Genomic DNA, 25117 nt, shown 5'->3' on the forward strand with positions numbered 1-25117 from the left:
CCAGCGAGGCTGGAAATGCGGGGCGCAGCCCGCATTTCCAGCCCGTCCGGCGATTGAGGACACGGCCGAAGGCCGTACGGGGTCTGGGGGCTTGCCCCCCCCCACGCGGCGGAGCCGCAATTCGATGCTGCGGGAAGGGGCGGGGTGGGGAAAAGGCCCCAGACCCCCGAACTACGCCGCGTGGCCGCCGTCCACCGACAGCTCCGCGCCCGTGACGTACGAGCCCCCGTCCCCCGCCAGATACGCCACCATCGACGCCACCTCGTCCACCACCCCGAACCGCCCCAGCGCGGTCAGCGCGCTCTGGGCCTGCGCGTACGGGCCGTCCGCCGGGTTCATGGCGGTGTCCACCGGGCCGGGGTGGACGATGTTCGCGGTGATCCCGCGTGCGCCGAGTTCGCGGGCGAGCGCCTTCGTCAGGCCGATCAGCGCCGACTTGCTCATCGCGTAGAGCGTTCCACCCGGACCCGGCACACGCTGCGTCATACACGTACCGATCGTGATGATCCTGCCGCCGCGCTCCATACGGGCGGCCGCCGCCTGGGAGGCGAGGAAGACGCCGCGCACATTGGTGGCGAGCACGCGGTCGACGTCCGCGGGCGTCAGACTCTCCAGCGGGCCGAGCAGGCCCACGCCGACGTTGTTGACCAGCACGTCGAGCCGGCTGAGCGCGGCGACCGCGCGCCCGACGGCCTCCGCCGCCTCGGCGGCGTCCGAGGAGTCGGCCCGCAGGGCGACTCCGCGCCGCCCGGCCGCCTCGATCCTCCGCACGACCTCGTCCGCGGCCTCCTTCTCCCGTACGTAGGTGATGGCCACATCCGCCCCCTCCCGGGCCAGCCGCACCGCCGTCGCCGCGCCGATCCCGCGGCTGCCTCCGGTCACCAGGGCCGCCTTGCCGTCCGTCATCGAAGCCTCCAGATCCATAAGGGGTTCCGCCGTCCATCACAGCGGGCCGCGCGGCCCGGCACCGGCGGGGATCGGACGCCACGATGAGTTCCGGGCGGCAGTGGAGTCAGAGAGGGCAACAGGACCGTGGGAAGCACGGACGGCAGGACGGCAAGGAAGGCAATCGCCATGGCCAAGCTCAGCCTCACCCAGTTCGTGACGCTGGACGGCGTCTACCAGGCCCCCGGTGGGCCGAAGGAGGACACCCGCGGTGGCTTCACCCACGGCGGATGGAGTTTCCCCTACGCCGACGACGACTTCGGCGCCTTCATCACCGGGGTCTTCGACCGCGTCGGGGCGTTCCTCCTCGGCCGTCGCACGTACGACATCTTCGCCGGCGCCTGGCCGAGGGTGACCGACGAGAGCGACCCGGTCGCCTCCCGCCTCAACTCCCTGCCCAAGTACGTGGTTTCCACCACCCTGGACAAGGCGGAGTGGCACAACTCCACGATCGTCTCCGGCGATGTCGCGGCGGAGGTGGCCCGGCTGAAGCGGGAGCTTCCCGACGGCGAACTCCAGATCCACGGCAGCGGCGCCCTCGCGCGTTCCCTCATGGCCCACGACCTGATCGACGAGATGCATCTGCTGGTCTATCCCGTGGTGCTCGGCTCGGGGCTGCGGCTGTTCGCGGACGGCGTCCCGCCCACGCGCTTCGACACGTACCGGACCGCGGGCCGCCCCGAGTACGGCGCGTTCGAGCTCGCCGAGTGATCGCCGAGTGATCGCCGGGTGATGGCCGAGTGATCGTCGAGTGATCGTCGGGGGCAACGGGCCGTGCGCCGGGGCCTGTTGCTAGGTTCGTACGCCATGCCGCATCTGCATCTGCTGTACGACCGGGACTTCCGCGAACAGGGCCTGCGCACCAGGCACTGGGGGATTCTGCTGCTCATCGTGGCCGGACTCCTGTGGGCCTGGTTCGCCGCCCTGCTGTTCACCCCTTACCAACTCGACGACGGCTGGTCCGACGAGCCCACCGAGTGCGAGTCGCGCTTCTTCACCGACCGCGCGGAGGCGAACGAGACGGCAGCGGAGGGCGGCCAGTGCGCCGCGGAGCGCGACTGGCCGAAGCTGCTGGCGGTGCTCGGCGGCTCCGTGCCCTTCGCCGTCGGCGGCGCGGTGCTCTACGCGGTCGGTACCGTCACCTGTCGGATCAGCTTCCACGGCGCCGAGATGGCCCGCCTGAGGGAGGACGACTGAGGGAGGACGACTGAGGGAGGACGACTGAGGGAGGCCGCAGGAGGGCCGGTGCTGAGGGAGGTCGAAGGAGGGGCGACGCCTCTCGCGCGACCCCGGGCGCCGAGGACGCGACCTAAGCCTTCCCGTACCGGTCGCCCAGGCCGAGCACCGCGAGTCCGAGCACCGAGACGACGATGTGGGCATAGAGCTCCCTGCCGTCCAGGAAGCCGATCGGCTCGATGATCCACCGGGTGAAGCCCATGAAGGGGAACCAGCCGTCGGTGAGCTCGCGCAGCACCCCGCAGACGCCGACCACGAGGAGCGCCGCTCCGATGAACTCCAGCAACTTCTTCATGCCGTGATCATCGTGCGCGGCGGCCGGGCGGCGCGTCGGCCGTCGGCATGCGCTGCCCGGTCCGAAAGTCTGAGACCGTGCGACTTTGGTAGCGGCCTGCCGGTGAGGGCGGTACCGGCGCCCCCGCCTGCGTAGATTTGTCGATATGACGCGCACGGAGTACCTCTGGCTGCTGCCCTCGGCCATGGCCGATCCCCTGGACCAGGAGCTGCCGGGTGACCGGGGCCGGATGCGGCCCCGCAGAACCGTGCGCGACTGGGCCGTGGACACCGTCGCGTTCCTGTTCGCCGCCGGCATCGGGCTGCTCGCGGCCCAGGCCGCCGAGCAGGCCGGCAACCCCGAGGCCGTCCTCCTCGCCGACCAGCTGATCGGTGCGGCGGCCTGCTGCTCGGTGTGGCTGCGGCGACGCTGGCCCGTCGCCCTGGCCGCCGTCCTCGCCGTGGTCTCGATGCTGGTCCCGATCGCGGGCGGGGCGCTGCTGGTCAGCCTGTTCAGCCTGGCCGTCCACCGGCCGTTCCGCCCTGTCGCCGCCATGGGCGCGCTGGCGCTGGTCTGCGGTGTCGCCTCGCCCTTTCTGCGCCCCGAGCCGGACCTCACCCCGCTCGCGTCGGCCGTCGCCGGGGTCGTCCTGGTGCTGCTCGCGACCGGCTGGGGCATGCTCGTACGCTCCCGCCGCCAGCTCGTCGTCGCCCTGCGGGAGCGGGCCCACCGCGCCGAGACCGAGGCCGGACTGAGGGCCCAGCAGGCGCAGCGGCTCGCCCGCGAGGCCATCGCCCGCGAGATGCACGACGTGCTCGCCCACCGGCTGACCCTGCTCTCGGTCCACGCGGGGGCGCTCGAGTTCCGCCCCGACGCGCCGCCGGCCGAGGTCGCCCGCGCCGCCGGGGTGATCCGCGACAGCGCGCACGACGCACTCCAGGACCTGCGCGAGATCATCGGCGTCCTGCGCGCGCCCGGTGAGGAACGGGACGAGGGTGAGCGGCCGCAGCCCACCCTGGCGACGCTCGGGGCGCTCGTGGACGAGTCCCGGCAGGCCGGAATACGGATCACGCTCGACAGCGCCGTCCCCGACCCCGCCACCGTGCCGGCCGCCACCGGCCGCACCGTCTACCGCATCGTGCAGGAGGCCCTCACCAATGCCCGCAAGCACGCCCCGGGTGCCGAGGTCACCGTGACGGTGGGTGGCGGCCCCGGCTCCGGGCTCACCGTCGAGGTGCGCAACCCCGCACCGGCCGGTCCGGTGACCGACGTGCCCGGCTCCGGCCAGGGCCTGATCGGGCTCACCGAACGCGCCACGCTCGCGGGCGGCAGCCTGGAGCACGGGAGGACGGCCGGCGGAGGGTTCATGGTCCGGTCCTGGCTACCGTGGCCCTCATGACCGCCCCCACCGCCATCCGGCTGCTCATCGTCGACGACGACCCCCTCGTCCGCGCGGGACTCACCTTCATGCTCGGCGGCGCCGACGACATCGAGATCGTGGGGGAGGCCGCCGACGGCGCCGAGGCCGTCGAGCTCACCGGCCGGCTGCGGCCCGATGTGGTCCTGATGGACATCCGGATGCCCACGATGGACGGGCTCACCGCCACCGAGCGGCTCCGGGCCCGCGACGCCGACGCCCCCGAGGTCGTCGTCCTCACCACCTTCCACGCCGACGAGCAGGTGCTGCGGGCGCTGCGGGCCGGGGCCGCCGGCTTCGTCCTGAAGGACACCCCGCCCGCCGAGATCGTCGCCGCCGTGCGGCGCGTGGCGGCCGGGGACCCGGTGCTCTCCCCGGCGGTGACGCGCCAGTTGATGAGCCGGGTGGCGTCCGCCGCGGCGCCCCCCGACGACCGCGCCGGGCGGGCGCGCGCCCGCCTCGGGACGCTCGGCGAACGTGAACGGGAGGTCGCCGTCTCGGTCGGCCGCGGCCACTCCAACGCCGAGATCGCGGCGTCCCTCTACATGAGCCTGCCGACGGTGAAGACCCACGTCTCGCGCATCCTGGCCAAGCTCGGCCTCAACAACCGCGTCCAGATCGCCCTACTGGTCCACGACGCGGGCCTCCTGGACGAGGACACGACCCCGTAGCCCGCCCGCGGCGCCCTTACCGACCCGCCCGCGGCGCCCGTAGAGACCGCGATCCCGCCCGGTTCCCCGAGCCGGACCGCTTCGACATTCGCCGCGAAGCACGGGGGCATCTGGCCTTCGGGCACGGTGTCCACCACTGCCTGGGCGCTCCGCTGGCCCACCTCGAAGGCGCGACCGCGGTCCGGACGCTGCTGGAGCGCTGCCCCGGGCTCGCCCTCGACCCCGACGGCGGGCCGCCGGACTGGTTGCCGGGACTGCTCATGCGCGGAGCGCGGCGGCTGCCCGTCGTCTGGTGACCGGACGTCAGAGCCCCGGGATCTCCTCGATCCGCACCGGCCGCCGCTCCCGGCGGGACAGTTCGCACGCCTCGGCCACCCGCAGCGCCTCCAGGGCCTCGCCGCCGTCGCAGGGGTTGGGGAGTTCGCCGGCGGCGACCTGGATGAAGGCGTCGAGCTCGGCCTCGTACGCGGGGGCGAAGCGCTCCAGGAAGCCGGGCCAGGGCTTGTCGGCGGGCGGGGGGCCCTGGGGTTCGGTGGAGGTGATCGGTGTGCGGTCGTCGAGGCCGACCGCGACGGTGTCGAGCTCGCCGGAGAGCTCCATGCGGACGTCGTAGCCCGCGCCGTTGCAGCGCGTGGCCGTGGCGGTGGCGAGGGTGCCGTCGTCGAGGGTGAGCAGGGCCGCGGCGGTGTCGACGTCGCCCGCGTCGCGGAAGATGGCGGGACCGGCGTCCGAGCCCGCGGCGTACACATCGGTGATCTCGCGGCCGGTGATCCAGCGCAGGATGTCGAAGTCGTGGACCAGGCAGTCCCGGTAGAGGCCGCCGGAGAGCGGCAGGTACGCGGCGGGCGGCGGGGCCGGGTCCGCGGTGACGGCCCGTACGGTGTGCAGCCGGCCGAGCCGCCCGGAGCGCACCAGCTCACGTGCCGCGCCGTACCCCGCGTCGAAGCGGCGCATGAAGCCGAGCTGGAGGACGGTGCCGGCGTCCGCCACCTCGCGGAGTGCGCGCAGTGTGCCGGGCAGGTCGAGGGCGATCGGCTTCTCGCAGAAGGCGGGCAGCCCGGTGCGGGCGGCGCGGGCGATCAGGTCGGCGTGGGCGGCGGTGGCAGAGGCGATGACGACGGCGTCGACGCCCCAGGTGAAGACCTCGTTCACCGAAGGGGCGGCGGTCGATCCCGTGCGGTCGGCGACCTCGCGCGCCCGTGCGGCGTCGGTGTCCGCGACCACCAGGGAGCCGACCTCGCGGTGACGGCTGAGGACGCCCGCGTGAAAGGCGCCGATACGTCCGGTTCCGATGAGTCCGATGCGCATGGCCCCAAGGTGGAGGGCGCGCCTCGACCCTGTCAAGCATTTGTCCTGACAATCGAACGACACAACTTCCGGTCAACAAACCCTGCGACTACGCTCGCAGCGTGCCCAAGCAGCCCAGAGACACGCCCAGAGACTCGACGGACGTCACCCTGTCGCTCCAGCTCGGCGTCGACCGCACCAGCCCGATCCCGCTGTACTACCAGCTCTCCCAGCAGCTGGAGGCGGCCATCGAGCACGGCACGCTCACGCCCGGCAGCCTGCTCGGCAACGAGATCGACCTCGCGGGCCGGCTCGGGCTCTCCCGCCCCACCGTGCGCCAGGCCATCCAGTCGCTCGTGGACAAGGGGCTGCTCGTGCGCCGCCGCGGTGTCGGCACCCAGGTCGTGCACAGCCAGGTCAAGCGGTCGCTGGAGCTGAGCAGTCTCTACGACGACCTGGAGGCGGCCGGCCAGCGCCCGGCCACCCGGGTGCTGACGAACGCCGTCGAACCCGCGACCGCCGAAATCGCGGCCGCGCTCGGGGTGGCGCAGGGCAGCGACGTCCATCTGATCGAGCGGCTGCGGTACGCGCACGGTGAGCCGATGGCCCAGCTGCGCAACCATCTGCCCGCCGGGCTGCTGCCCCTCGACGACGAGCGGCTCGAATCCACCGGGCTCTACCGGATGATGCGGGCCGCGGGGATCACCCTGCACAGCGCCCGCCAGTCGGTCGGCGCGCGCGCGGCCACCGCCGACGAGGCCGCCCTGCTCGGGGAGGAGGGCGGCGCGCCGCTGCTCACCATGGAGCGCACCACGTTCGATGACACCGGGCGGGCCGTCGAGTTCGGCTCGCACGTCTACCGGGCCTCGCGGTACGCCTTCGAGTTCCAGCTCCTCGTGCGGTCGTAGACCCGCTCGGGGACCGGCCGGCGGAGCGCGACCGGCCGTCGTGTTCGGGTAAGAATGTTCGGACAAAGTATTGACGGGCCCGCGCCGCCATCGTAGAAACTCACCCAGCCGCAATCGGCGGCCGGGAGAGAAGGCGGACCCCCCATGCGCACACCTCGCACGGCACGCACACCCCGCATACCACGCACAGCACGCACGGCACGCACACCTCGCACGGCACGCACGGCAGCAGTCCTGCTCACCGCACTCGCACTCACCGCCGCCGCTGGATGCAGCAGCTCCGGCGGCAAGGACTCCGAGGAGCAGCCCTCGGGCGGGGGAGGCGGCGGAAAGCCCGCCACGACCGAGCGGCTGAAGATCGCCATGGTGACCCACTCCGGCGAGGGCGACACCTTCTGGGACATCGTCCGCCGCGGCGCCGAGGCCGCCGCGACCAAGGACAACGTCGAGTTCCTGTACGCCGCCGACAAGGAGGGCAAGGAGCAGGCGCAGCTCGTCCAGACCTATATCGACCAGGACGTGGACGGCATCGTTGTCACCCTCGCCAAGCCGGAGGCCGTCAGGGAGGTCGTCAAGAAGGCGGTCGCGGCCGGCATCCCGGTCGTCACGATCAACTCCGGCGGCCAGTTCTCCCAGGAGGTCGGCGCGCTCAGCCACATCGGCCAGGACGAGTCCGTCGCGGGTGAGGCCGTGGGCGAGGAGCTCAACAAGCGCGGCAGGAAGAAGGCGGTCTGCGTCATCCACGAGCAGGGCAACGTCTCGCTGGAGGACCGCTGCGCCGGGGTGAAGAAGACCTTCGAGGGCACGGTCGAGAACCTCAACGTGGACGGCACCAACATGCCGGCCGCCACCTCCTCCATCGAGGCGAAGCTCCAGAGCGGCAAGGACATCGACACCGTCGTCACGCTCGGCGCGCCGTTCGCCGCCGCGTCCGTGCAGGCGAAGGACGGCGCCGGCTCCGACGCCGAGATCGACACCTTCGACCTCAACGCCGAGGTCGTCAAGCGGCTCAAGGCCAAGGAGATCGGCTTCGCCGTCGACCAGCAGCCCTACCTCCAGGGTTATCTCGCCGTCGACGAACTCTGGCTCAACAAGACCAACCTCAACGTCATCGGCGGCGGCAAGCCCGTGCTCACCGGACCGGCCCTGGTGACCGAGAAGGACGTGCCCGCGCTGGAGAAGCTCACGGCCGACGGCACCCGGTGACGCAGCCGGTGACGCACACGGTGACGTACCCGGTGGTGTATGCGGCAGGAGTGCTCAGGGATACTTACCGCGGAGTACTACAAGCGGAGCAAGAGGGGCACGGCGTCGTGGCAAGGGTTCGGACAGGGGTACGCGCGGTCGGAGCGCTGCTGGCGGCGGTGCTCGGAGCCTCCCTGGCGGGGTGCAGCGCGACCGGCGGCAAGCGTGCCGAGGACGCGCGCAAGGCGGCCGCGGCCGAGGGCAGGGCCGCCGTCACCACCCCGCGCTGGACGTTCGCGATGGTCACGCACTCGGGCGACGGCGACACCTTCTGGGACATCGTCCAGAACGGTGCGAAGCAGGCCGCCGTGAAGGACAACATCAACTTCCTCTACGCGCACAGCGACGAGGGACAGCAGCAGGCGCAGCTCGTCGACTCGTACATCGACAAGAAGGTCGACGGGCTCATCGTCACCCTCGCCAAGCCCGACGCCATGAAGGACGCCGTCGCCAAGGCCACCAGGGCCGGCATCCCGGTGATCACCGTGAACTCGGGCTCCGAGGAGTCCAAGAGCTTCGGCGCGCTCACCCATATCGGCCAGGACGAGACCATCGCCGGCGAGGCCGTCGGCGACGAGCTCGACAAACGCGGCCGCAAGAAGGCCCTGTGCGTCCTGCACGAGCAGGGAAACGTCGGCCATGAGCAGCGCTGCGCCGGGACGGGGAAGACCTTCGACGGACAGCTGCAGAACCTGTACGTCGACGGCACCAACATGCCTGACGTCCAGGCGTCCATCGAGGCCAAGCTCCAGTCCGACCCGTCCATCGACGCCGTCGTCACGCTCGGCGCGCCCTTCGCCGACGCCGCGGTGCAGGCCAAGCGGAGCGCACAGAGCAAGGCCGAGATCGACACCTTCGACCTCAACGCCAAGGTCGCCACCGCGCTCAAGGCCGGTGACCTCGGCTTCGCGGTCGACCAGCAGCCCTACCTCCAGGGCTACGAGGCCGTCGACCTGCTGTGGCTGTACCGCTACAACGCCGATGTGCTCGGCGGCGGCCGGCCGGTCCTGACCGGACCGCAGATCATCACCGGCGAGGACGCCGCCGAACTGCAGGACTACACGGAGCGGGGGACCCGATGACCGCGACCGCACCGGCCGAGCACCACCGGCCCGACAAGCCCGCGGCCGCCGACGAGAGGCTGCTGCACACCTCCCCGTGGAAGAAGCTGCTCGGCCGGCCCGAGCTCGGCTCGGTCGTCGGCGCCGCGGCGGTGTTCGTCTTCTTCTCGCTGACCGCCGACAGCTTCCTGAAGGCATCGAGCCTCGGCACGGTCCTGTACGCCGCCTCCACCATCGGCATCATGGCCGTCCCCGTCGCCCTGCTGATGATCGGCGGCGAGTTCGACCTCTCCGCCGGTGTGCTGGTGACCAGCTCCGCGCTGATCTCCTCGATGTTCAGCTACCGGATGACCGCGAACGTCTGGGTCGGCATCCTGGTGTCCCTGCTGGTCACGCTCGCCGTCGGGGTCTTCAACGGCTGGATGCTGACCCGCACGAAGCTGCCGAGCTTCATCATCACGCTCGGCACCTTCCTGATGCTCACCGGGCTCAATCTGGGCTTCACCAAGCTGATCAGCGGCACGGTGTCGACCAAGACCATCGCCGACATGGAGGGCTTCTCCTCCGCCAAGGCGCTCTTCGCCTCCCAGCTCACCATCGGCGATGTCGGTTTCAAGGTCACCATCCTCTGGTGGGCCGCGCTCGTCGCCCTGGCCACCTGGATCCTGCTGCGCACCCGGTTCGGCAACTGGATCTTCGCCGTCGGCGGCGGCGCCGACGCGGCCCGCGCCGTCGGTGTCCCGGTGGTCAGGACCAAGATCGGCCTCTATATGGGCGTGGCGTTCTGCGCCTGGGTCTCGGGGCAGCATCTGCTCTTCTCGTTCGACGTCGTCCAGTCCGGCGAGGGCGTCGGCAACGAGCTGATCTACATCATCGCGGCCGTGATCGGCGGCTGCCTGATCACCGGCGGCTACGGCTCCGCGATCGGCTCCGCGGTCGGTGCCTTCATCTTCGGCATGACCAGCAAGGGCATCGTGTACGCGGAGTGGAACCCGGACTGGTTCAAGTTCTTCCTGGGAGCCATGCTCCTCCTGGCCACCCTGTTGAACGCATGGGTCCGCAAGCGTGCGGAGGCGAGCAAGTGACAGACGACCGCGTGACAGACGCCCGAGTGACCGACCGCGCCGCCCTCGTGGAGCTCGACGACGTCAGCAAGTACTACGGCAACATCCGCGCCCTCGAAGGGGTCTCCCTCGAAGTGCACGCGGGCGAGATCAGCTGTGTGCTCGGCGACAACGGCGCCGGCAAGTCCACCCTCATCAAGATCATCGCGGGGCTGCACCAGCACGACGCGGGCGCGTTCTCCATCGAGGGCGAGCAGGTCAGGCTCGCCTCCCCGCGCGAGGCCCTGGACCGCGGCATCGCCACCGTCTACCAGGACCTCGCCGTCGTCCCGCTCATGCCGGTCTGGCGGAACTTCTTCCTCGGCTCCGAGCCGACCAGGGGCAGCGGCCCCTTCAAGCGGCTCGACGTCCGGCTGATGCGCGAGACCACCCGTCGGGAGCTGCTGCGCATGGGCATCGACCTGCGCGATGTCGACCAGCCCATCGGCACGCTCTCCGGCGGCGAGCGGCAGTGCGTGGCCATCGCCCGCGCCGTCCACTTCGGCGCCAAGGTGCTGGTCCTGGACGAGCCCACGGCGGCGCTCGGCGTCAAGCAGTCCGGCGTCGTCCTGAAGTATGTGGCCGCCGCACGTGATGCGGGCCTCGGCGTTGTACTGATCACCCACAACCCCCATCACGCCTATCTCGTCGGCGACCGCTTCGTGCTGCTGAAGCGCGGCGCCATGGTGGGCAGCCACAGCAAGCAGGAGATCAGCCTGGACGAGCTCACCCGCCAGATGGCCGGCGGCAGCGAGCTCGACGACCTGCGCCACGAACTGGAACGGGCACCTGTCCCCGGGCACATCGGGGGCAAGGACACCGAGGCCGAGGGCGCCGCCTAGAAGCCTGACCCGGTCCCGGTCCCGGTCCCGGGTCAGGGCCTGGGTCCGTCAGGTCCGAGGGGCGGCCGGGACCCGGGGCGGTGCCACGGTTCGGCGCCGCGCTCGTGCGTGCCCAGCCGGCGGGCCAGCCACGGTTCCTGCGCGAGGACGGCCCCTGCGGTGAGGCCGACGGCGATCGCGACGCAGATCACGATCAGCCAGGACAGCAGGGTGAAGACCGGCCCGACGGACCCGTACTCGGCCAGGCTCCGGTCCAGCGCCCGGGGCATGTAGTAGCGGCTGCCGATCGCCAGCGCGGTGGTGGCGCCGGCGGTGAGCACGGCTCCGGGCAGCAGCGGACGCCACCCGATGTGCCCGCCGAGCAGCAGATGCTGCGACCACCACCACAGCAGCGCCTGGGACACCAGGGTGACCGGGACCGCCAGCCACAACCCGACGCCGAAACCCTCCCGCAGCGGTCCCTGCGCGATAAGGGTGCTGAGCCACACCAGGATCCAGACCAGCCAGCGCCATGGGGCGATCCGTACGCCCGACCGGGGCATCAGCCAGGCCCGCTTGCACAGCCGCTGCATCGCCCGGCTGCACGCGGTGGCGGAGAGCAGGACCATCAGGGCACCGACCACGCCGGTGACCTTGCGGAGATTCTCGTCGGTGGACTTGTACACGTGCTCCAACTGGTCGGCGGAGGAGTCGGTGAGCCCGAACACCACCCGCACCGAGCTGATCAGCTGCTGCTGTACGCCCTCGGGGGCGAAGGCCCCGACGACGAAGAGCAGCGGCACGGCGGTCAGGAAGCACTGTGCGGCCAGCCGGGTCGCCGAGTCGAAGATGTTCACCGAGACCATACGGGCCGTCAGATGGGTGACGACGGGGAAGCGCGCCTCGGTGCGCGCGGCCATGGACCGTGCGGCGGCCGCCCAGGTGCCGAACCGTGCGCTCCACCAGGACGGCCGAAGGAAGGGAGCGCGGCGCGGCATGGTCATCGCGTAGCTCCTTCCCTGCGTTCAGGGTGGAGGAAGCGGGCGGCACCGGCACCCCGGGCGCGCGGTGCTCTGTTTGTGCCCCGCGGTGGCGAGGACCACGATGGAGGGGTGCCGCGGGCGCGGACGAATCCCTGCAGAAGGGGAGCCACATGGTCCTTGAGCTGCTGCTCATCGGCGTCGGCATCACTCTCGACCCGCTGCCCATCATGGCCTTCGTGCTGCTGCTGGCGTCGCAGAGGGGCGTGTGGAAGGGCCTGGTCTTCATCCTCGCGTGGCTGGCGTGCCTCGTCACGGTGATCGCCCTCGTGCTGCTCTTCACCGGCGGAACCCCACCGCCGCCGAGGTCACCGCCGTCCACGGGTGCTCTCGCCGCCAAGCTGGCCATCGGCATCGGCCTGGTCGCGTACGGGATGCACAGGCGCCGCCGCCGCGGCGCGGCGCACGAGCAGCCCTCGACGGCGGGCACGAAGACCGCGGGCACGACGGCCGCGGGCACGACGGCGGCTGGCCCGGCGGCGGCTGGCCCGGCGGCCGCGGGCTCCGCAGCCACGGACTCCTCGCCCGAGGCCGAGGTCTCCAAGATGGACCGGATGTCCCTCTGGTCCGCGGCGGGGCTTGCCGTCTTCCTTCAGCCGTGGGGCGTGGTCGCCGCGGGCGCCACCGTCGTCGTGAAGGCCGACCTGTCCCATTTCGCCACGTACCTGGCGCTGTTCGGGTTCTGCATTCTCGCCACCGCCAGTCTGCTGGCTGCCGAGCTGTACACGGTGCTCGCTCCGAAGGCGGCGGGGGAGCGCCTGAAGCGGCTGCGTGCCTGGCTGGAGGCGCACGAGGAACCGGCCATCATCATCGGCAGCCTGGTGCTCGGCCTGTGGCTGACCGGCAACAGCATCTACCAGCTCACGAGTTGACGGGGGCGCCCGCCCCTGCCCGCTCCGTCCCGGCACCCCGCCCCGCCCCGGCGCCCCTCCGCGCCGAAGGTGCGCGTCACCCCCGCGGGTGCTGCAATGGCATACGGGACGCCGCGTGCCCGAGGGCGCGCCGAGCCGTCGGCCGGCGAGCCGCCCGGACCGCTGATGCGCTCGCGAGGAGTGGTCATGAGCGATGACTTCGAAGACATGGGACCCGTCGACTACCTGGTCGTGGAGTTCCCCGGCAATCGGATGACGGGCGAGGGCTTTCCTCTTCTGGTCGACCTGGTCGACCGGGGAATCATCCGCATTCTCGATCTGATCTTCGTCCGCAAGGACACCGACGGCTCCGTCATGGCGCTGGAGCTGGCCGAGGTGGACGCCGACGGAACCCTCGACCTGACCGTGTTCGAGGGCGTGTCCTCCGGCCTGCTCGGCCAGGACGACATCGAAGAGGCCGGCGCGGCCGTGGAACCCGGCAGCTCCGCCGCGGTCCTCGTGTACGAGAACACCTGGGCCGCTCCGCTCGCCCGGGCCATGCGGCGCAGTGGCGCGCAACTGGTCGCCGGAGGACGGATCCCCGTACAGGCGCTGCTCGCCTCGCTGGACGAGGTCGAGGGGACGCCGGGCGGGACGCGTTCGGCCGCCTGATCAAGCCACCCACAGGGAGACGAACATGCCAGGTCTTCTCCGCCGTGTCACCCGTACCGCCGTCATCGCCGGAACCGCCACCGCCGTGTCCGGCCGTGTGTCGCGGCGGCAGTCGGGCCGATGGGCACAGCAGGACCAGCAACAGCAAGAACAGCAGCAGGCGCAGGCGCAGGCCTCGCCGGCCGCCGCGCCGAGCCCTCCGCAGGCCATGCCGCCGCCCATGCCGCCCGACGACGAGATGGGCAACAAGATCGACGAGCTCAAGAAGCTGGGTGAGCTGAAGGCTCAGGGAATCCTCACCGAGGAGGAGTTCGCGGCCGAGAAGCAGAAGATCCTCGGCTGAGGGCGCCTCCCCGATGACACAGCCGCAGCCGCGGGCCGGCCCGGAGCAGCCGGGGGCACCCGCGCCCGGCGGCGGCCGGACCCAGCCGGGGGAGGCGGACCTGCTGCGCGGGCTGCTGCACAGCCCCGCCTACCTCAGGTCGCTGGTGCACTCCGCCCTGATCGGCGTGCCCGTCTCGCTCGTGGCGTTCTGGTTCCTCGTCGCCCTGCACCAGCTGGAGCACCTCATGTGGGTGCATCTGCCGCAGGCGATGGGCCGCTCGATCCCGCCGTGGTGGTGGCCCCTGGTGCTGCTGCCGCTCGCCGGCGCGGTCGTCGCCTTTGTCGTGACCCGGCTGCCCGGCGCGGGCGGTCATGTCCCCGCGTACGGACTCCAGCCCGGCGGAGCCTCCGCCAGAGCGCTGCCCGGCGTGGTCATCGCTGCCGTGGCGAGCCTGCCGCTCGGCGCTGCGCTGGGCCCGGAAGCGCCCCTGATCGCCCTCGGCGGCGGTCTCGCCCTGCTGTTCAGGGACCTCGCGCGGGGGCCCGAGACCCCGCAGAGCACCGCCCTCATGGCCGCGGCCGGCGCCGCGGCCGCCATGTCGGTGATCCTCGGCAACCCGCTCGTCGGTGCCGTGCTGCTGATGGAGGTGGTCGGGGTGGGCGGGCCGCAGCTGTTCGCGGTCATGCTGCCGGCCCTGCTGTCCAGCGGCATCGGCTCCCTCGTGTTCACGGGCTTCGGCCGGTGGACCGGTCTGGAGACCGGCAGCCTCAGCCTGCCGCTGTCCGGGCCGTTCCCGCGGCTCGACGCCGGGGATGTGGGCTGGACCGTGGTCATCGCCGTCGTCATCGGCGTCCTGGTGCACCTGATCATGGCCGGGGGCCGGCGGGCGGCCGCCCTCGTGCGGGCGCGACCCGTCGCTGCGACAATGCTGTGCGCGACGGGCGCAGGCGTCTGCGCGACCCTCTACACCCTGCTCACCGGCCGTACGTCTGCGGACGTGGCCTCGTCCGGTCAGGCGGCGATGGCCCAGCTGGCGGCCGACCCGCGCTCCTGGGGCGTGGGCGCGCTCATCGCCGTAATCGCGTTCAAGAGCGTCGCGTACTCCCTGTGCCTGGCCGGCCTGCGGGGCGGGCCCATCTTCCCGGCGCTGTTCCTGGGCGCCGCGCTGGGCGTGCTGCTCTCCCCCCTGCCCGGGTTCGGCGTGATTCCCGGCTTGGCCGCGGGCATGGCGGCCTCGGCCGCCGCGGCCTTCCGGCTCCCGGTCAGCAGTGTGGTGCTCGTCGCGCTGCTGCTCGGCAGCATCGCCATGACACCCGTCGTGATGCTGGCGGCGGTGATCGCGTTCTGCACCACGCAGCTGCTGCCCGCGTTCCGTGACCAGCAGCCCGCGGAGGAGGGGGAGCTGCCCAGCGGCGCCGGGGCGCCCCGGGAGCGGGAGCCGTCGTGACCGCACCGATGACCCAGGACGCCTTCCGGGCCCTCTACGAGCAGCTGCGCAAGGGGGCAGGCCACGGACCCGACGACCGGCGCGGCACCCTCGGCCACCTCACACCCGCGCGGGTGGTGGCGGCGACCCGCGAGGTCGTGACCGGTCGTACGGTCTCGCTCTCCGCGCTCGTCGAGACCGAGGCGGGGCCGGACAACCCGGACCCCGCGGACCACCGGATGACCGGCCCCCACCAGCGGGACATCGGCGCGCCGGGACTGTACTTCGCCCGGGACCGCTTCGCCATGAACGTGCACGGAGACGCGGACAGCCACCTCGACGCCCTGTGCCACGTCCTGTACGACGGCGCGCTCTACAACGGCGTACCCGCGGGCAGTGTCACCGCCGACGGCGCCACCGCGCTCACCGTCGACCTCGTCCGGGACGGCATCGTGGGCCGCGGGGTGCTCCTGGACATCCCACGGCTGCGGGGAGTGCCCTGGCTGGAGCCGGGCGAGCACGTCACCGCGGACGACCTGGCCGCCGCCGAGGCCGCGCAGGGTGTACGGGTCGGTGCGGGCGACCTGCTCCTCGTCCGCGTGGGCCACCGGCGCCGCCGCCGGGAGGCCGGGGCGTGGAACGCGGCGGACGCGCGCGCAGGACTGCATCCGCAGGCGGTGGAGTTCCTCGCCGAACGGCGCGTCGCGGTCCTCGGCAGCGACGGCAACAACGACACCGCCCCGAGCGCGGTGGAAGGAGTCGCCTACCCCATCCATGTACTCACCATCCACGCCATGGGCATGCACTTGATGGACTATCTCCAGTTCGAGGAGCTGGCACCGGTCTGCGCGCAGGAGGGCCGATGGAGCTTTCTCTGCGTGGTCGCGCCGCTGCGTCTCCCGGCCGCCACGGGCTCGCCGGTCAACCCGATCGCCGTCCTGTGACATCTGCGGCATCCGTATTCCACCGATATGTTCGACTGACAGTGCCGCTTGCCGGCCAGAGCCGTGAGGACGGTGCCCCGCCATGACCGAATCCCCTCACTACGACGTCATCATCATCGGCACCGGCGCGGGCGGCGGAACCCTCGCCCACCGCCTCGCCCCGTCGGGCACGCGCGTACTCCTCCTCGAACGCGGCGACTACCTCCCCCGGGAGCGCGACAACTGGGACTCCACCGCCGTGTTCGTCAAGGGCAAGTACCGCGCCCCCGAGTTCTGGTTCGACAAGAACGGCAACAGCTTCCCGCCCGAGGTCAACTACTACGTCGGCGGCAACACCAAGTTCTACGGCGCCGCCCTCTTCCGGCTGCGCCCCGAGGACTTCGGCGAACTGCGCCACCACGGGGGCGTCTCGCCCGCCTGGCCGCTGCGCTACGAGGACCTGGAGCCGTACTACACCCAGGCCGAGCACCTCTACCTCGTCCACGGCCGGCACGGGGAGGACCCCTGGGAGGGCCCGGCGAGCGCGCCGTACGCGTACCCGCCCGTCCAGCACGAGCCGCGCATCCAGCAGTTGAGCGACGACCTGGAGAAACGGGGACTGCACCCCTTCCACCTGCCCATCGGGGTCAACCTGACCCAGGACGGCGGCGGCCGGGCGGTCCACTCCAGCGTCTGCATCCGCTGCAACCGGGTCGACGGCTTCCCCTGCCTGGTGCGCGGCAAGTCCGACGCCCAGGTGATCTGCGTCGAGCCCGCCCTGGAGCACCCCAACGTCGAGCTGATCACCAACGCCCATGTGGTCCGCCTGGAGACCGACGCCACAGGCCGCAGCGTCACCGGCGTCGTCACCCGGCTCGGCGACGGCACCGAGACCCGCTTCTCCGCCGACGTCGTCGTCGTCTCCTGCGGCGCCGTCAACTCCGCGGTCCTGCTGCTGGCATCGGCGAACGACCTGCATCCGGGCGGTCTTGCCAACAGCTCGGACGTGGTCGGCCGGCACTACATGCGGCACAACAACCTGGCTCTGATGGCGGTGTCCAAAGAGCCCAACGACACCCAGTTCCAGAAGACCCTCGCCCTCCACGACTGGTACCTGGGCGCCGACGACTGGGACTATCCGCTGGGCGGCATCCAGATGCTCGGCAAGTCCGACGCCGAGCAGATCCACGGCGAAGCCCCGCGCTGGGCCGGGGCCGTGACCCCGAACATGCCCTTCGAGGTGCTGGCCCACCACGCCGTCGACTTCTGGCTGTGCGGCGAGGACCTCCCCGACCCCGGCAACCGCGTCACCCTGGACCGGGACGGCGGCATCCACCTCGCCCTCGACGAGAAGAACAACATCGAAGGGCTCGACCGGTTGCGCCACAAGCTCCAGGGCATGCTGGGCCACCTCGGCATGCACGAGCACCATCTGCTGTCCCACAGCATCTACCTGCACAAGGGCATGCCCATCGGCGCGACCGCCCACCAGGCCGGCACCGTCCGCTTCGGCACCGACCCGGCCTCCTCCGCCCTGGACACCAACTGCAAGGCCCACGACCTGGACAACCTGTACGTCGTGGACACGAGCTTCTTCCCGAGCATCGGCGCGGTCAACCCGTCGCTGACGGCCATCGCCAACGCCCTGCGCGTCGGGGACCACCTCCTGGAGCGGCTGCGCGGCTGAGCCGACCGGGGGAACATTGCCCGCCCAACGGCCCAACGGCGCGTGCGCTGCCCCGGCCGCCGCCGTCCGGGGGTGGTTGCGTGTCGCGCGGGCCCGCGGTGACCTCGTCGCGGCCCGCGGGACCCGAGGCACGTACTCAGGAGGCGTCGTGAATTCCCAGGCCGATGCGGCACCGTACCCGATCCCGCCCCTGCTGAAGGGACAGAAAGCACTGGTCACCGGCGCCAACTCGGGGATCGGCAGGGCGACCGCGATCGCGCTGGGCCGAGCGGGCGCCGATGTGGTCGTGAACTACGTGGCGGGCTCCGAGGCCGCCGACGAGGTCGTCGAGGAGATCACCGCCGCCGGGGTGCGCGCCGCCGCCTACGAGGCCGATGTGTCCCAGGAGGACCAGGTCGTCGCCATGGTCGACCGGATGGTCCGGGAGTTCGGCACCATCGACATCATGGTCGCCAACGCCGGCCTCCAGCGGGACGCCCCCGTCACCGAGATGACGCTCGCCCAGTGGCAGAAGGTCATCGACGTCAACCTCACCGGCCAGTTCCTGTGCGCCCGCGAGGCGACCAAGGAGTTCCTGCGCCGCGGTGTCGTTCCCGAGGTGTCACGCTCCGCCGGGAAGATCATCTGCATGAGCTCGGTCCACCAGATCATCCCCTGGGCCGGCCACGTCAACTACGCCTCCTCCAAGGGCGGCGTGCAGATGATGATGGAGACCCTGGCCCAGGAGCTGGCGCCGAAGAAGATCCGCGTGAACGCGGTCGCGCCCGGAGCCATCAAGACCCCCATCAACACCAGTGCCTGGGACACCCCCCAGGCCGAGAAGGACCTGCTGACCCTGATCCCGTACGGCCGCGTCGGCGACCCCGAGGACATCGCCCGCGCCGCCGTCGCACTCACCTCGGACCTCATGGACTACGTGGTCGGAGTGACGCTGTACGTGGACGGAGGGATGACCCTCTTCCCCGGATTCGCCACCGGCGGCTGACGCCCGTCCGCACCGCAGGGCTCCCGACCACCGAAGGCACACATGCACAGTTCGGTCCAGCTGCTGGCGGACGCTCCGGCCCAGCTTCTCCCCGCCAGGGAACTCATGGCGTTCACCCTGGCCTCGCACATCATCCTGGTGCCGATGGGGGTGGCGCTGCCGCTGATCACCCTGATCATGCACTACCGGGGAATGCGCCGGGACGACCCCGTCGCCCTGCTGCTCGCACGGCGCTGGTCGGCCGTGATGGCCGTCCAGTTCGCGGTCGGGGTGGTGACCGGTACGGTCCTCTCCTTCGAGTTCGGGCTGCTCTGGCCCGGGCTGATGGGCAGATGGGGAGATGTCTTCGGGATCGGATTCGGCATCGAGGCATGGGCGTTCTTCCTCGAAGCCGTCCTCATCGCCATCTATCTGTACGGCTGGCGGCGGCTGAAGCCGCGGACGCACTTCCTGCTGGGACTCCCGCTGCCCGCGGTCGCGCTGCTCGGCGCGTTCGGCATCATCGCGGCCAACTCATGGATGAACACGCCGCAGGGCTTCACCCTCGACGCCGAGGGCAAACCGGTCGACGTCGATGTCTGGAAGGCCCTCTTCACCCCGATGTTCGGGCCGCAGTACTGGCACTTCGTCGTGGCGATGTTCGTGACCGCCGGATACGTCGTCGCGGGCGTCTACGCCGTGGGCTGGCTGCGCGGCCGCAGGGACCGCTACCACCGGCTCGGCTTCACCGTCCCCTTCACGCTCGCCGCCGTGTTCACCCCGGTGCAGTTCGTCCTCGGCGACTCCATCGCCCGCTCGGTCTTCCACAAGCAGCCCGTGAAGTTCGCCGCGATGGAGATCGTCTGGAAGACCGACACCCACGTCCCGGAGTACATCTTCGGCAGGCTCCACCCCGACGGGACCGTCTCCGGCGGCATCAGGATCCCCCAACTCGACTCCATGCTCGCCGGGTTCAAACCCAGCACCCAGGTCACCGGGCTCACCTCCGTCCCGGCCGCCGACCGGCCGAACGCCACCCAGGCCACCATCGCCCACTGGGCCTTCGACCTCATGGTCGTGATCGGCTCGCTCCTGCTGCTGCTCGCGCTCTGGTACGGCCTCGTCATGTGGCGGCGGCGCAAGGAGCCAGAACCGCGCCGGCTGCCCCAGTCCCGCTGGTTCTGGCGCAGCGCGGCCTGCGCCGGGGTCGCCTCGGTCGTCGCGGTCGAGTGCGGCTGGATCACGACCGAGGTGGGACGGCAGCCCTGGATCGTCTACCAGAACATGCGCGTCGCCGAGGCGGTGACCGCGACCCGGTCGACCACCCTGTGGATCATGTTCGGCCTGGTGATCGTCGTCTACGTCTTCATCTTCGGCTCCTTCCTCGCCCTGCTGCTCAGGATGCGGACCCGATGGCGGCTCGCCGACGCGGGACAGCTCGACGGCCTCGGCGCCGAAGGACCCGAGACCGACCTCCCGTACGGTCCCCGGCACGCCACGCGGACGGACGGTACGCCGGCCGCCCGCGGCTCGGGGGGCAGGCCGGGAGAGGGCGGGGAGTCATGACACTCGCCGGGCTCATCGCCGTCGTGCTGCTGCTCGCGGTGGCCGCCTACGCATGCGCCGGCGGCACGGACTACGGGGCCGGATTCTGGGACCTGGTCGCCGGCGGCGCGGAGCGCGGCAAGCGGCCGCGTTCGCTGATCGACCATGCGATGGCACCCGTGTGGGAGGTCAACAACGTCTGGCTGGTGTTCATCCTGGTCATCATGTGGACCGGCTTCCCCGTCCTGTTCCAGACCGTCTTCTCCGCCATGTGGCTGCCGCTGGCGCTCGCCGCCGTCGGAATGGTCCTGCGCGGCGCCGGGTTCGCGCTCCGCAAGCCCATGCGGCGGCTCTTCCCGCGGCGGCTGTACGGCGCGGTGTTCGCCATCGCCTCGCTGCTGGCCCCGTTCTTCCTCGGCGCGGCGGTCGGCGGCGTCGCCTCCGGCCGGGCCGCGCCGGGCACCGTGGCCTCGGCGGAGGCATGGGCCAACCCCACCTCCGTCTTCTTCGGGTTGCTCACCATCGCCGCGACGGCCTTCCTGGGCGCGGTCTTCCTCTCCTCGGACGCCGCCCGCTTCGACGCGCCCGATCTCGTCGGCTACTTCCGCCGCAGGGCCCTCGGCAGCCTCGCCGTCGTGGTGCTGCTCGGCCTCGCCGCCTTCCTCGTCGTCCGCGGCGACGCCCCGCACCTCTGGCACGGACTCACCCACGGCGTGGGGCTCGTCTTCGTCGTCGTCGCCGTGGTCTGCGCCGTCGCCACGGGCTGGCTGCTGCTGCGCGGCCCGGGCAAGTGGTCCCGTACCACCGCCACCGGACTGGTCGCCGCGGCCGTCCTCGCCTGGGGCTTCGCCCAGCGGCCGTACCTCATCCCGACGTCCCTGACCGTGGCGGAGGCCGCCGGCGACCCCACGACGCTGACGTGGCTGGCCTTCGTCACGCTCGTCGCGCTGATCCTGGTCGGCCCCGCCGTCTTCCTGCTCTACTGGCTGGACACCCACGGTGAGCTGGAGTCCCTCACCGAGGCCGATCTGCGGCGGACAGGGCCCGGGAACACGGCCGAGGGCGAGTGACGGGGACGGGCGTGCTCACCCCCGACCAGTTCCTCCTCGGCGTCGGCCTCACCGTGCTCCTCGCCGTCGGCTCCCAGATCCTGGCGCACCGGCTGCGCATCCCCGCGCTGATCCTGCTGCTCCCGGCCGGCTTCACCGCGGGCGCCCTGACCGATGTCGTCCACCCGGACAAGCTGGCGCCCGCGAACTTCTCCTCCATCGTCTCGCTGTGCGTGGCGGTGATCCTCTACGACGCCGGCCTCGGCCTCGAACTGCGCCATCTCCGGGAGGCCACCCGCTCCGTGGTCCTCCGGCTCCTGGTGCTGGGACTGCTGATCACCTGGGCGAGCGTCATGGGCCTCGGCCCCGCGCTCTTCGGGATCCCGCTCTCCGCGGCCGTGATGCTCGGCGCCATCCTCGTCGTCTCGGGACCCACGGTGGTGGGGCCGCTGCTGGAGCACGTACGGCCGTCGGAGCGGCTGCGGCGGATCCTGGTCTGGGAAGGCACGCTGATCGATCCGGTCGGGGCCATCCTCGGGGCGCTGGTCTTCCACTCGCTCGTGGCCGGCGAGTTCCAGGTCGGCCACGGCTTCCGGTTCGGTGAGTTCCTCCTCAGCGGGGCCGTCGGGCTGGCCGGCGGCGCGGTGGGGGCGGGGCTGCTCTGGCTCTGCCTGCACACGCTCCGGCTCGGCGAGACGCTCGGGACCCTCGCCCAACTGGCCACCGTGATCGTGGTGTCGGCGGGCTGTGACATCCTGCGTGAGGACACGGGGCTGATCGCCGCGGTCGTCGCCGGACTTGCGGTGGCCAACCTGCCCGGGCTCGACATGCCCGCCCGGCTGCCGTTCTTCGAGATCCTGGTGCAGCTCATCATCGGCCTGCTGTTCGTCTCCATCTCCGCCGGCGTCGCCCCCTCCTCCGTCAGTCCCGTGCTGCTGCCCTCGCTCCTCCTCATCGCGGTACTCGTCCTGGTGGTCCGGCCGCTCGTCGCGTGGCTGTCCACCGGCGGGTCCGGACTCTCCACCGGGGAACGGGCGTTCCTCGGGTGGATGGCACCGCGCGGGATCGTCGCCGCGTCCACGGCGTCGGCCTTCTCCGCCACCCTGGCCGAGAAGGGACTGGCCGGGGCGTCCAAGATCCTCCCGGTCACGTTCCTCGTCATCGTCGGCACGGTGGCCCTGTACGGGCTGACGGCCGCGCCCGTCGCCGGACGCCTGGGAGTCACCCGCCCGGCGCGCGCCCGACCGCTGGTGGTGGGCGGGGAGCCCTGGGCCGCCGACCTCGGCCGGTGCCTGCGGTCCGCCGGGGTCGACGTGGTCCTGTGGAGGGGCCCCGACGAGCAGTGGGAGCGGTTCGAAGGCGTCACCTCGGTGCTGCTGCTCACCGGCGACGACGACTTCGACGCCCTGGTCTCGGTCCTCCTGCGGGACCGGGTCGACGGCCCCGTCCAGCGGATCGCCCACGATCTGGCCGACCGCTGGGAGCGCGGCGAGCGCTTCCTGCTGAACGCGCCGGGCACACCGGTCCCGGCCGGGTACGACGTCCAGCTCGTCGTACGGGCCGACGGGCGGCTCGACGCCGTCATCCCGTCGCGCACCGTGGAGCGGGGCGCCGGGGACGCGGCCGTCCTGCTCGGCCCGGCGGCGGGGCGGTGACCGCTCAGAGGAAGGTCTCGGTGGCGGCCCGGGCCACCGTGGTCCGCTTTCCCCGGGCCCGGTTCAGCGCCGCGTCCAGGGTGAGGGCCGTGTCGATGAAGGCAAGATGGGTGAATGCCTGGGGGAAATTGCCGAGTTGACGCCCGGTCAGGTCGATCTCCTCGGAGTACAGGCCCAGATGGTTGGCGTACGTCAGCATCTTCTCCAGGACGAGCCGCGCGTCGTTCAGCCTGCCGGCCCGCGCGAGCGCGTCGACGTAGATGAACGTGCACAGCGAGAAGGTGCCCTCGGAGCCGTGCAGGCCGTCGGGTGACGCCTCGGGGTTGTAGCGGTAGACCAGGCTGTCGTTGACCAGCTCGCGGTCCATGGCCGCCAGGGTGGAGGCCCACATGGGATCGTCCGGGGTGATGAAGCCCACGGTGGACATCCGCAGCAGCGACGAGTCGAGCACCCGGCTGCCGTAGTGCTGGATGAACGACCCCTGTCCGGGGTCCCAGCCGCGCGACATGACCTGCTCGTAGATCTTGTCGCGCTCATTGCTCCAGCGCGCGAGCGTGCCGGGGCGGCCGCTCGCGGCGGCCAGCCGCAGCGCCCGGTCGAAGGCGACCCAGGACATCACGCGGCCGTAGGTGAAGTCCTGGCGCCCGCCCCTGGTCTCCCACAGCCCCTCCTCGGGCTGGTCCCAGTGGTCGCTGAGCCAGTCCAGGAGCGTGCGCAGCGAGTTCCAGCCGCCGTGGTCCAGCTGGATGCCGCGCTGGTGGGCGAAGAAGATGCTGTCCAGCGCCTCGCCGTAGATGTCGAGCTGGAGCTGGGTGGCGGCCCCGTTGCCGATGCGCACCGGGCGCGAACCGGCGTAGCCCTCCCAGTGGTCGAGAACCTCCTCGACCAGGTCGGACGAGCCGTCGACCCGGTACATGATGTTCAGCGGCCCTGCGTCGCCGTCGCAGCCCGCCTTCTCGTGGACCCGGTCGCGCAGCCAGCCGATGAACGCCGCCGCCTCCTCGGTGAAGCCGAGGCCCAGCAGGGCGTAGATGGAGAAGGAGGCGTCGCGGATCCAGGTGAACCGGTAGTCCCAGTTCCGTTCGCCGCCCAACTGTTCGGGCAGTCCGGCGGTCGGCGCGGCGACCAGGGCGCCGCTCGGCGCGTAGGTCATCAGCTTCAGCGTCACCGCCGAACGTTCGACCGCCTCGCGCCAGCGTCCGGAGTAGCGCGACTGGCCCAGCCAGTCGCGCCAGAACTGCACGGTCTCGTCGAAGAGCTGCATGAACTCGGCGTGGTGGACGTGGCGCGGAGGCCCGTCGGCGAACGTCTCCATGACCACCCCGCGCTCCTGGCCGGCCTGGAGGGTCAGCGTGAGGTGGACGTCGTTCTCGTTTCCGACGGTCTGCGGGACGAGGCGTACGTCCTCGGGCTCGCGGACCGCGTGGACCGTCAGTTCCAGGTCGTCCGTGGCGAACACCATCCCCTGCTCCGTGACGTGGACCTTGTGCGGGGTGCGTCCGTAGTTGAACCGCGGAACGATGTCCACCTGGAAGGTGAGGCTGCCGCGTACGCAGCGGAGCATACGGACGAGGCGGTGGCGGGGCGTGGCCGTCGTGCCCGTCACCGGCATGAAGTCGACGACCTCGCCGGCGCCCGCCTCGGTCATGAAGCGGGTGACGAGCACCGCGGTGTCCGGGAGGTACAACTGCTTGGTGGCGTAGGTCTTGTCCACCGGTGCGACCTTGAAGTAGCCGCCGTTCTCGCTGTCCAGGAGGGAGCCGAAGATGCTCGGGGAGTCGAAGCGCGGGGAGCAGTACCAGTCGATGGTTCCGTGGGTGGTGACCAGCGCCGCGGTCTGGAGGTCGCCGATCAGTCCGTGGTCCTCGATGAGTGGGTAGTCGCCCATGCCGAGCCCCTTTCACCCTGGGTCCGCGGGCAGATGCCCCCATCAGCTTAGACACTCGGTGCATTTCGGGCCTTTTGGGCTATATGGAGCTATGGGGAGCTTCCTGGACGACTCGTGGGCTGCG

The 25117-nt window shown here is 71.5% G+C and carries 24 protein-coding genes and 1 pseudogene; 20 read left to right on the forward strand and 5 right to left on the reverse strand.

Annotation, left to right across the window (positions count from 1 at the left end):
• Positions 1-171 precede the first annotated feature (171 nt).
• Positions 172-906: an SDR family oxidoreductase gene (locus tag KK483_RS30295; RefSeq protein ID WP_262008400.1), complete on the reverse strand. Its 735-nt coding sequence runs from the start codon at positions 904-906 to the stop codon at positions 172-174.
• A 168-nt stretch (positions 907-1074) separates the two neighbouring features.
• Between KK483_RS30295 and KK483_RS30300 the strand changes: the two genes are divergently transcribed.
• Both KK483_RS30300 and KK483_RS30305 read left to right on the forward strand, forming a co-directional pair.
• Positions 1075-1656: a dihydrofolate reductase family protein gene (locus KK483_RS30300; protein WP_262008402.1), complete on the forward strand. Its 582-nt coding sequence runs from the start codon at positions 1075-1077 to the stop codon at positions 1654-1656.
• Positions 1657-1752: 96 nt separating this feature from the next.
• A complete protein-coding gene (locus KK483_RS30305) occupies positions 1753-2142 on the forward strand; it encodes a hypothetical protein (RefSeq protein WP_262008403.1) in 390 nt (129 codons plus the stop codon).
• Positions 2143-2254: 112 nt separating this feature from the next.
• On the opposite strand, the gene KK483_RS30310 is transcribed toward KK483_RS30305, so the two are convergent.
• Positions 2255-2476 (reverse strand): hypothetical protein, encoded by a 222-nt coding sequence (locus KK483_RS30310; RefSeq protein WP_262008404.1) that lies wholly within the window; start codon positions 2474-2476, stop codon positions 2255-2257.
• Between the two features lie 145 nt (positions 2477-2621).
• Between KK483_RS30310 and KK483_RS30315 the strand changes: the two genes are divergently transcribed.
• The 3 genes and pseudogenes from KK483_RS30315 to KK483_RS30325 all read left to right on the forward strand — a co-directional run.
• A complete protein-coding gene (locus KK483_RS30315; RefSeq protein WP_262008405.1) occupies positions 2622-3854 on the forward strand; it encodes a sensor histidine kinase in 1233 nt (410 codons plus the stop codon).
• On the forward strand, positions 3851-4543 hold the full coding sequence (locus KK483_RS30320) for a response regulator transcription factor (RefSeq protein WP_262008406.1): 693 nt from the start codon (positions 3851-3853) through the stop codon (positions 4541-4543). Before KK483_RS30315 ends, KK483_RS30320 begins: the two co-directional genes overlap by 4 nt.
• 44 nt (positions 4544-4587) lie before the next feature.
• Positions 4588-4839 (forward strand): annotated as a pseudogene (locus KK483_RS30325) (cytochrome P450); the annotation flags it as partial.
• Positions 4840-4846: 7 nt separating this feature from the next.
• Here KK483_RS30325 and KK483_RS30330 read toward each other — a convergent pair.
• On the reverse strand, positions 4847-5851 hold the full coding sequence (locus KK483_RS30330) for a Gfo/Idh/MocA family oxidoreductase (protein ID WP_262008407.1): 1005 nt from the start codon (positions 5849-5851) through the stop codon (positions 4847-4849).
• Positions 5852-6000: 149 nt separating this feature from the next.
• Between KK483_RS30330 and KK483_RS30335 the strand changes: the two genes are divergently transcribed.
• From KK483_RS30335 to KK483_RS30355, 5 genes are all read left to right on the forward strand, one after another.
• The gene (locus KK483_RS30335) at positions 6001-6738 is read left to right on the forward strand and encodes a GntR family transcriptional regulator (RefSeq protein WP_262009745.1); all 738 of its coding nucleotides are present in this window, start codon (positions 6001-6003) and stop codon (positions 6736-6738) included.
• 144 nt (positions 6739-6882) lie between these two features.
• On the forward strand, positions 6883-7944 hold the full coding sequence (locus tag KK483_RS30340; RefSeq protein WP_262008408.1) for a sugar ABC transporter substrate-binding protein: 1062 nt from the start codon (positions 6883-6885) through the stop codon (positions 7942-7944).
• A 107-nt stretch (positions 7945-8051) separates the two neighbouring features.
• Positions 8052-9065: a sugar ABC transporter substrate-binding protein gene (locus KK483_RS30345; RefSeq protein WP_262008409.1), complete on the forward strand. Its 1014-nt coding sequence runs from the start codon at positions 8052-8054 to the stop codon at positions 9063-9065.
• Complete coding sequence (locus KK483_RS30350) at positions 9062-10129, forward strand: ABC transporter permease (RefSeq protein WP_262008410.1); 1068 nt, start codon at positions 9062-9064, stop codon at positions 10127-10129. Before KK483_RS30345 ends, KK483_RS30350 begins: the two co-directional genes overlap by 4 nt.
• Positions 10096-10989, forward strand: a complete 894-nt coding sequence (locus tag KK483_RS30355; protein WP_262008411.1) for an ATP-binding cassette domain-containing protein — start codon at positions 10096-10098, stop codon at positions 10987-10989. The genes KK483_RS30350 and KK483_RS30355 overlap by 34 nt, the downstream gene beginning before the upstream one ends.
• Positions 10990-11021: 32 nt before the next feature.
• On the opposite strand, the gene KK483_RS30360 is transcribed toward KK483_RS30355, so the two are convergent.
• On the reverse strand, positions 11022-11972 hold the full coding sequence (locus KK483_RS30360) for a YhjD/YihY/BrkB family envelope integrity protein (protein ID WP_262008412.1): 951 nt from the start codon (positions 11970-11972) through the stop codon (positions 11022-11024).
• Positions 11973-12121: 149 nt separating this feature from the next.
• Here KK483_RS30360 and KK483_RS30365 point away from each other — a divergent pair, with 149 nt between their 5' ends.
• From KK483_RS30365 to KK483_RS30410, 10 genes are all read left to right on the forward strand, one after another.
• Positions 12122-12880: a GAP family protein gene (locus KK483_RS30365; RefSeq protein WP_262008413.1), complete on the forward strand. Its 759-nt coding sequence runs from the start codon at positions 12122-12124 to the stop codon at positions 12878-12880.
• A 186-nt stretch (positions 12881-13066) separates the two neighbouring features.
• Entirely contained in the window at positions 13067-13531 is a 465-nt protein-coding gene (locus KK483_RS30370; RefSeq protein WP_262008414.1) for a DUF6325 family protein, read from the forward strand.
• Positions 13532-13556: 25 nt separating this feature from the next.
• On the forward strand, positions 13557-13874 hold the full coding sequence (locus KK483_RS30375; protein ID WP_262008415.1) for an SHOCT domain-containing protein: 318 nt from the start codon (positions 13557-13559) through the stop codon (positions 13872-13874).
• Positions 13875-13887: 13 nt separating this feature from the next.
• Positions 13888-15303 (forward strand): chloride channel protein, encoded by a 1416-nt coding sequence (locus tag KK483_RS30380; protein WP_262008416.1) that lies wholly within the window; start codon positions 13888-13890, stop codon positions 15301-15303.
• An 8-nt stretch (positions 15304-15311) separates the two neighbouring features.
• A complete protein-coding gene (locus KK483_RS30385; protein WP_262009746.1) occupies positions 15312-16226 on the forward strand; it encodes a cyclase family protein in 915 nt (304 codons plus the stop codon).
• A gap of 82 nt (positions 16227-16308) precedes the next feature.
• Positions 16309-17892, forward strand: a complete 1584-nt coding sequence (locus tag KK483_RS30390) for a GMC oxidoreductase (RefSeq protein ID WP_262008417.1) — start codon at positions 16309-16311, stop codon at positions 17890-17892.
• 190 nt (positions 17893-18082) lie between these two features.
• Complete coding sequence (locus KK483_RS30395) at positions 18083-18877, forward strand: SDR family oxidoreductase (RefSeq protein ID WP_399016223.1); 795 nt, start codon at positions 18083-18085, stop codon at positions 18875-18877.
• 42 nt (positions 18878-18919) lie between these two features.
• Entirely contained in the window at positions 18920-20422 is a 1503-nt protein-coding gene (locus KK483_RS30400; RefSeq protein WP_262008419.1) for a cytochrome ubiquinol oxidase subunit I, read from the forward strand.
• Entirely contained in the window at positions 20419-21471 is a 1053-nt protein-coding gene (locus KK483_RS30405; protein ID WP_262008420.1) for a cytochrome d ubiquinol oxidase subunit II, read from the forward strand. Before KK483_RS30400 ends, KK483_RS30405 begins: the two co-directional genes overlap by 4 nt.
• Before the next feature lie 11 nt (positions 21472-21482).
• Positions 21483-23105, forward strand: coding sequence for a cation:proton antiporter (locus KK483_RS30410; RefSeq protein WP_262008421.1), 1623 nt, complete (start codon positions 21483-21485; stop codon positions 23103-23105).
• A 4-nt stretch (positions 23106-23109) separates the two neighbouring features.
• Here KK483_RS30410 and KK483_RS30415 read toward each other — a convergent pair whose 3' ends face one another.
• Entirely contained in the window at positions 23110-24993 is a 1884-nt protein-coding gene (locus KK483_RS30415; protein WP_262008422.1) for a glycoside hydrolase family 15 protein, read from the reverse strand.
• Between the last annotated feature and the right edge of the window lie 124 nt (positions 24994-25117).

Origin of the sequence: Streptomyces sp. FIT100, from assembly GCF_024584805.1 — a bacterium.
GTDB lineage: Bacteria > Actinomycetota > Actinomycetes > Streptomycetales > Streptomycetaceae > Streptomyces.

Bases quoted from the DNA above. Each gene is read 5' to 3' on its own strand.
- KK483_RS30350 (WP_262008410.1), top strand. From the start codon at position 9,062: ATGACCGCGACCGCACCGGCCGAGCACCACCGGCCCGACAAGCCCGCG.
- KK483_RS30380 (WP_262008416.1), top strand. From the start codon at position 13,888: ATGACACAGCCGCAGCCGCGGGCCGGCCCGGAGCAGCCGGGGGCACCC.
- KK483_RS30370 (WP_262008414.1), top strand. From the start codon at position 13,067: ATGAGCGATGACTTCGAAGACATGGGACCCGTCGACTACCTGGTCGTG.
- KK483_RS30365 (WP_262008413.1), top strand. From the start codon at position 12,122: ATGGTCCTTGAGCTGCTGCTCATCGGCGTCGGCATCACTCTCGACCCG.
- KK483_RS30400 (WP_262008419.1), top strand. From the start codon at position 18,920: ATGCACAGTTCGGTCCAGCTGCTGGCGGACGCTCCGGCCCAGCTTCTC.
- KK483_RS30315 (WP_262008405.1), top strand. From the start codon at position 2,622: ATGACGCGCACGGAGTACCTCTGGCTGCTGCCCTCGGCCATGGCCGAT.
- KK483_RS30305 (WP_262008403.1), top strand. From the start codon at position 1,753: ATGCCGCATCTGCATCTGCTGTACGACCGGGACTTCCGCGAACAGGGC.
- KK483_RS30295 (WP_262008400.1), bottom strand. From the start codon at position 906: ATGACGGACGGCAAGGCGGCCCTGGTGACCGGAGGCAGCCGCGGGATC.
- KK483_RS30385 (WP_262009746.1), top strand. From the start codon at position 15,312: ATGACCCAGGACGCCTTCCGGGCCCTCTACGAGCAGCTGCGCAAGGGG.
- KK483_RS30390 (WP_262008417.1), top strand. From the start codon at position 16,309: ATGACCGAATCCCCTCACTACGACGTCATCATCATCGGCACCGGCGCG.
- KK483_RS30415 (WP_262008422.1), bottom strand. From the start codon at position 24,993: ATGGGCGACTACCCACTCATCGAGGACCACGGACTGATCGGCGACCTC.
- KK483_RS30405 (WP_262008420.1), top strand. From the start codon at position 20,419: ATGACACTCGCCGGGCTCATCGCCGTCGTGCTGCTGCTCGCGGTGGCC.
- KK483_RS30355 (WP_262008411.1), top strand. From the start codon at position 10,096: ATGGGTCCGCAAGCGTGCGGAGGCGAGCAAGTGACAGACGACCGCGTG.
- KK483_RS30340 (WP_262008408.1), top strand. From the start codon at position 6,883: ATGCGCACACCTCGCACGGCACGCACACCCCGCATACCACGCACAGCA.
- KK483_RS30330 (WP_262008407.1), bottom strand. From the start codon at position 5,851: ATGCGCATCGGACTCATCGGAACCGGACGTATCGGCGCCTTTCACGCG.
- KK483_RS30300 (WP_262008402.1), top strand. From the start codon at position 1,075: ATGGCCAAGCTCAGCCTCACCCAGTTCGTGACGCTGGACGGCGTCTAC.
- KK483_RS30375 (WP_262008415.1), top strand. From the start codon at position 13,557: ATGCCAGGTCTTCTCCGCCGTGTCACCCGTACCGCCGTCATCGCCGGA.
- KK483_RS30310 (WP_262008404.1), bottom strand. From the start codon at position 2,476: ATGAAGAAGTTGCTGGAGTTCATCGGAGCGGCGCTCCTCGTGGTCGGC.
- KK483_RS30360 (WP_262008412.1), bottom strand. From the start codon at position 11,972: ATGACCATGCCGCGCCGCGCTCCCTTCCTTCGGCCGTCCTGGTGGAGC.
- KK483_RS30320 (WP_262008406.1), top strand. From the start codon at position 3,851: ATGACCGCCCCCACCGCCATCCGGCTGCTCATCGTCGACGACGACCCC.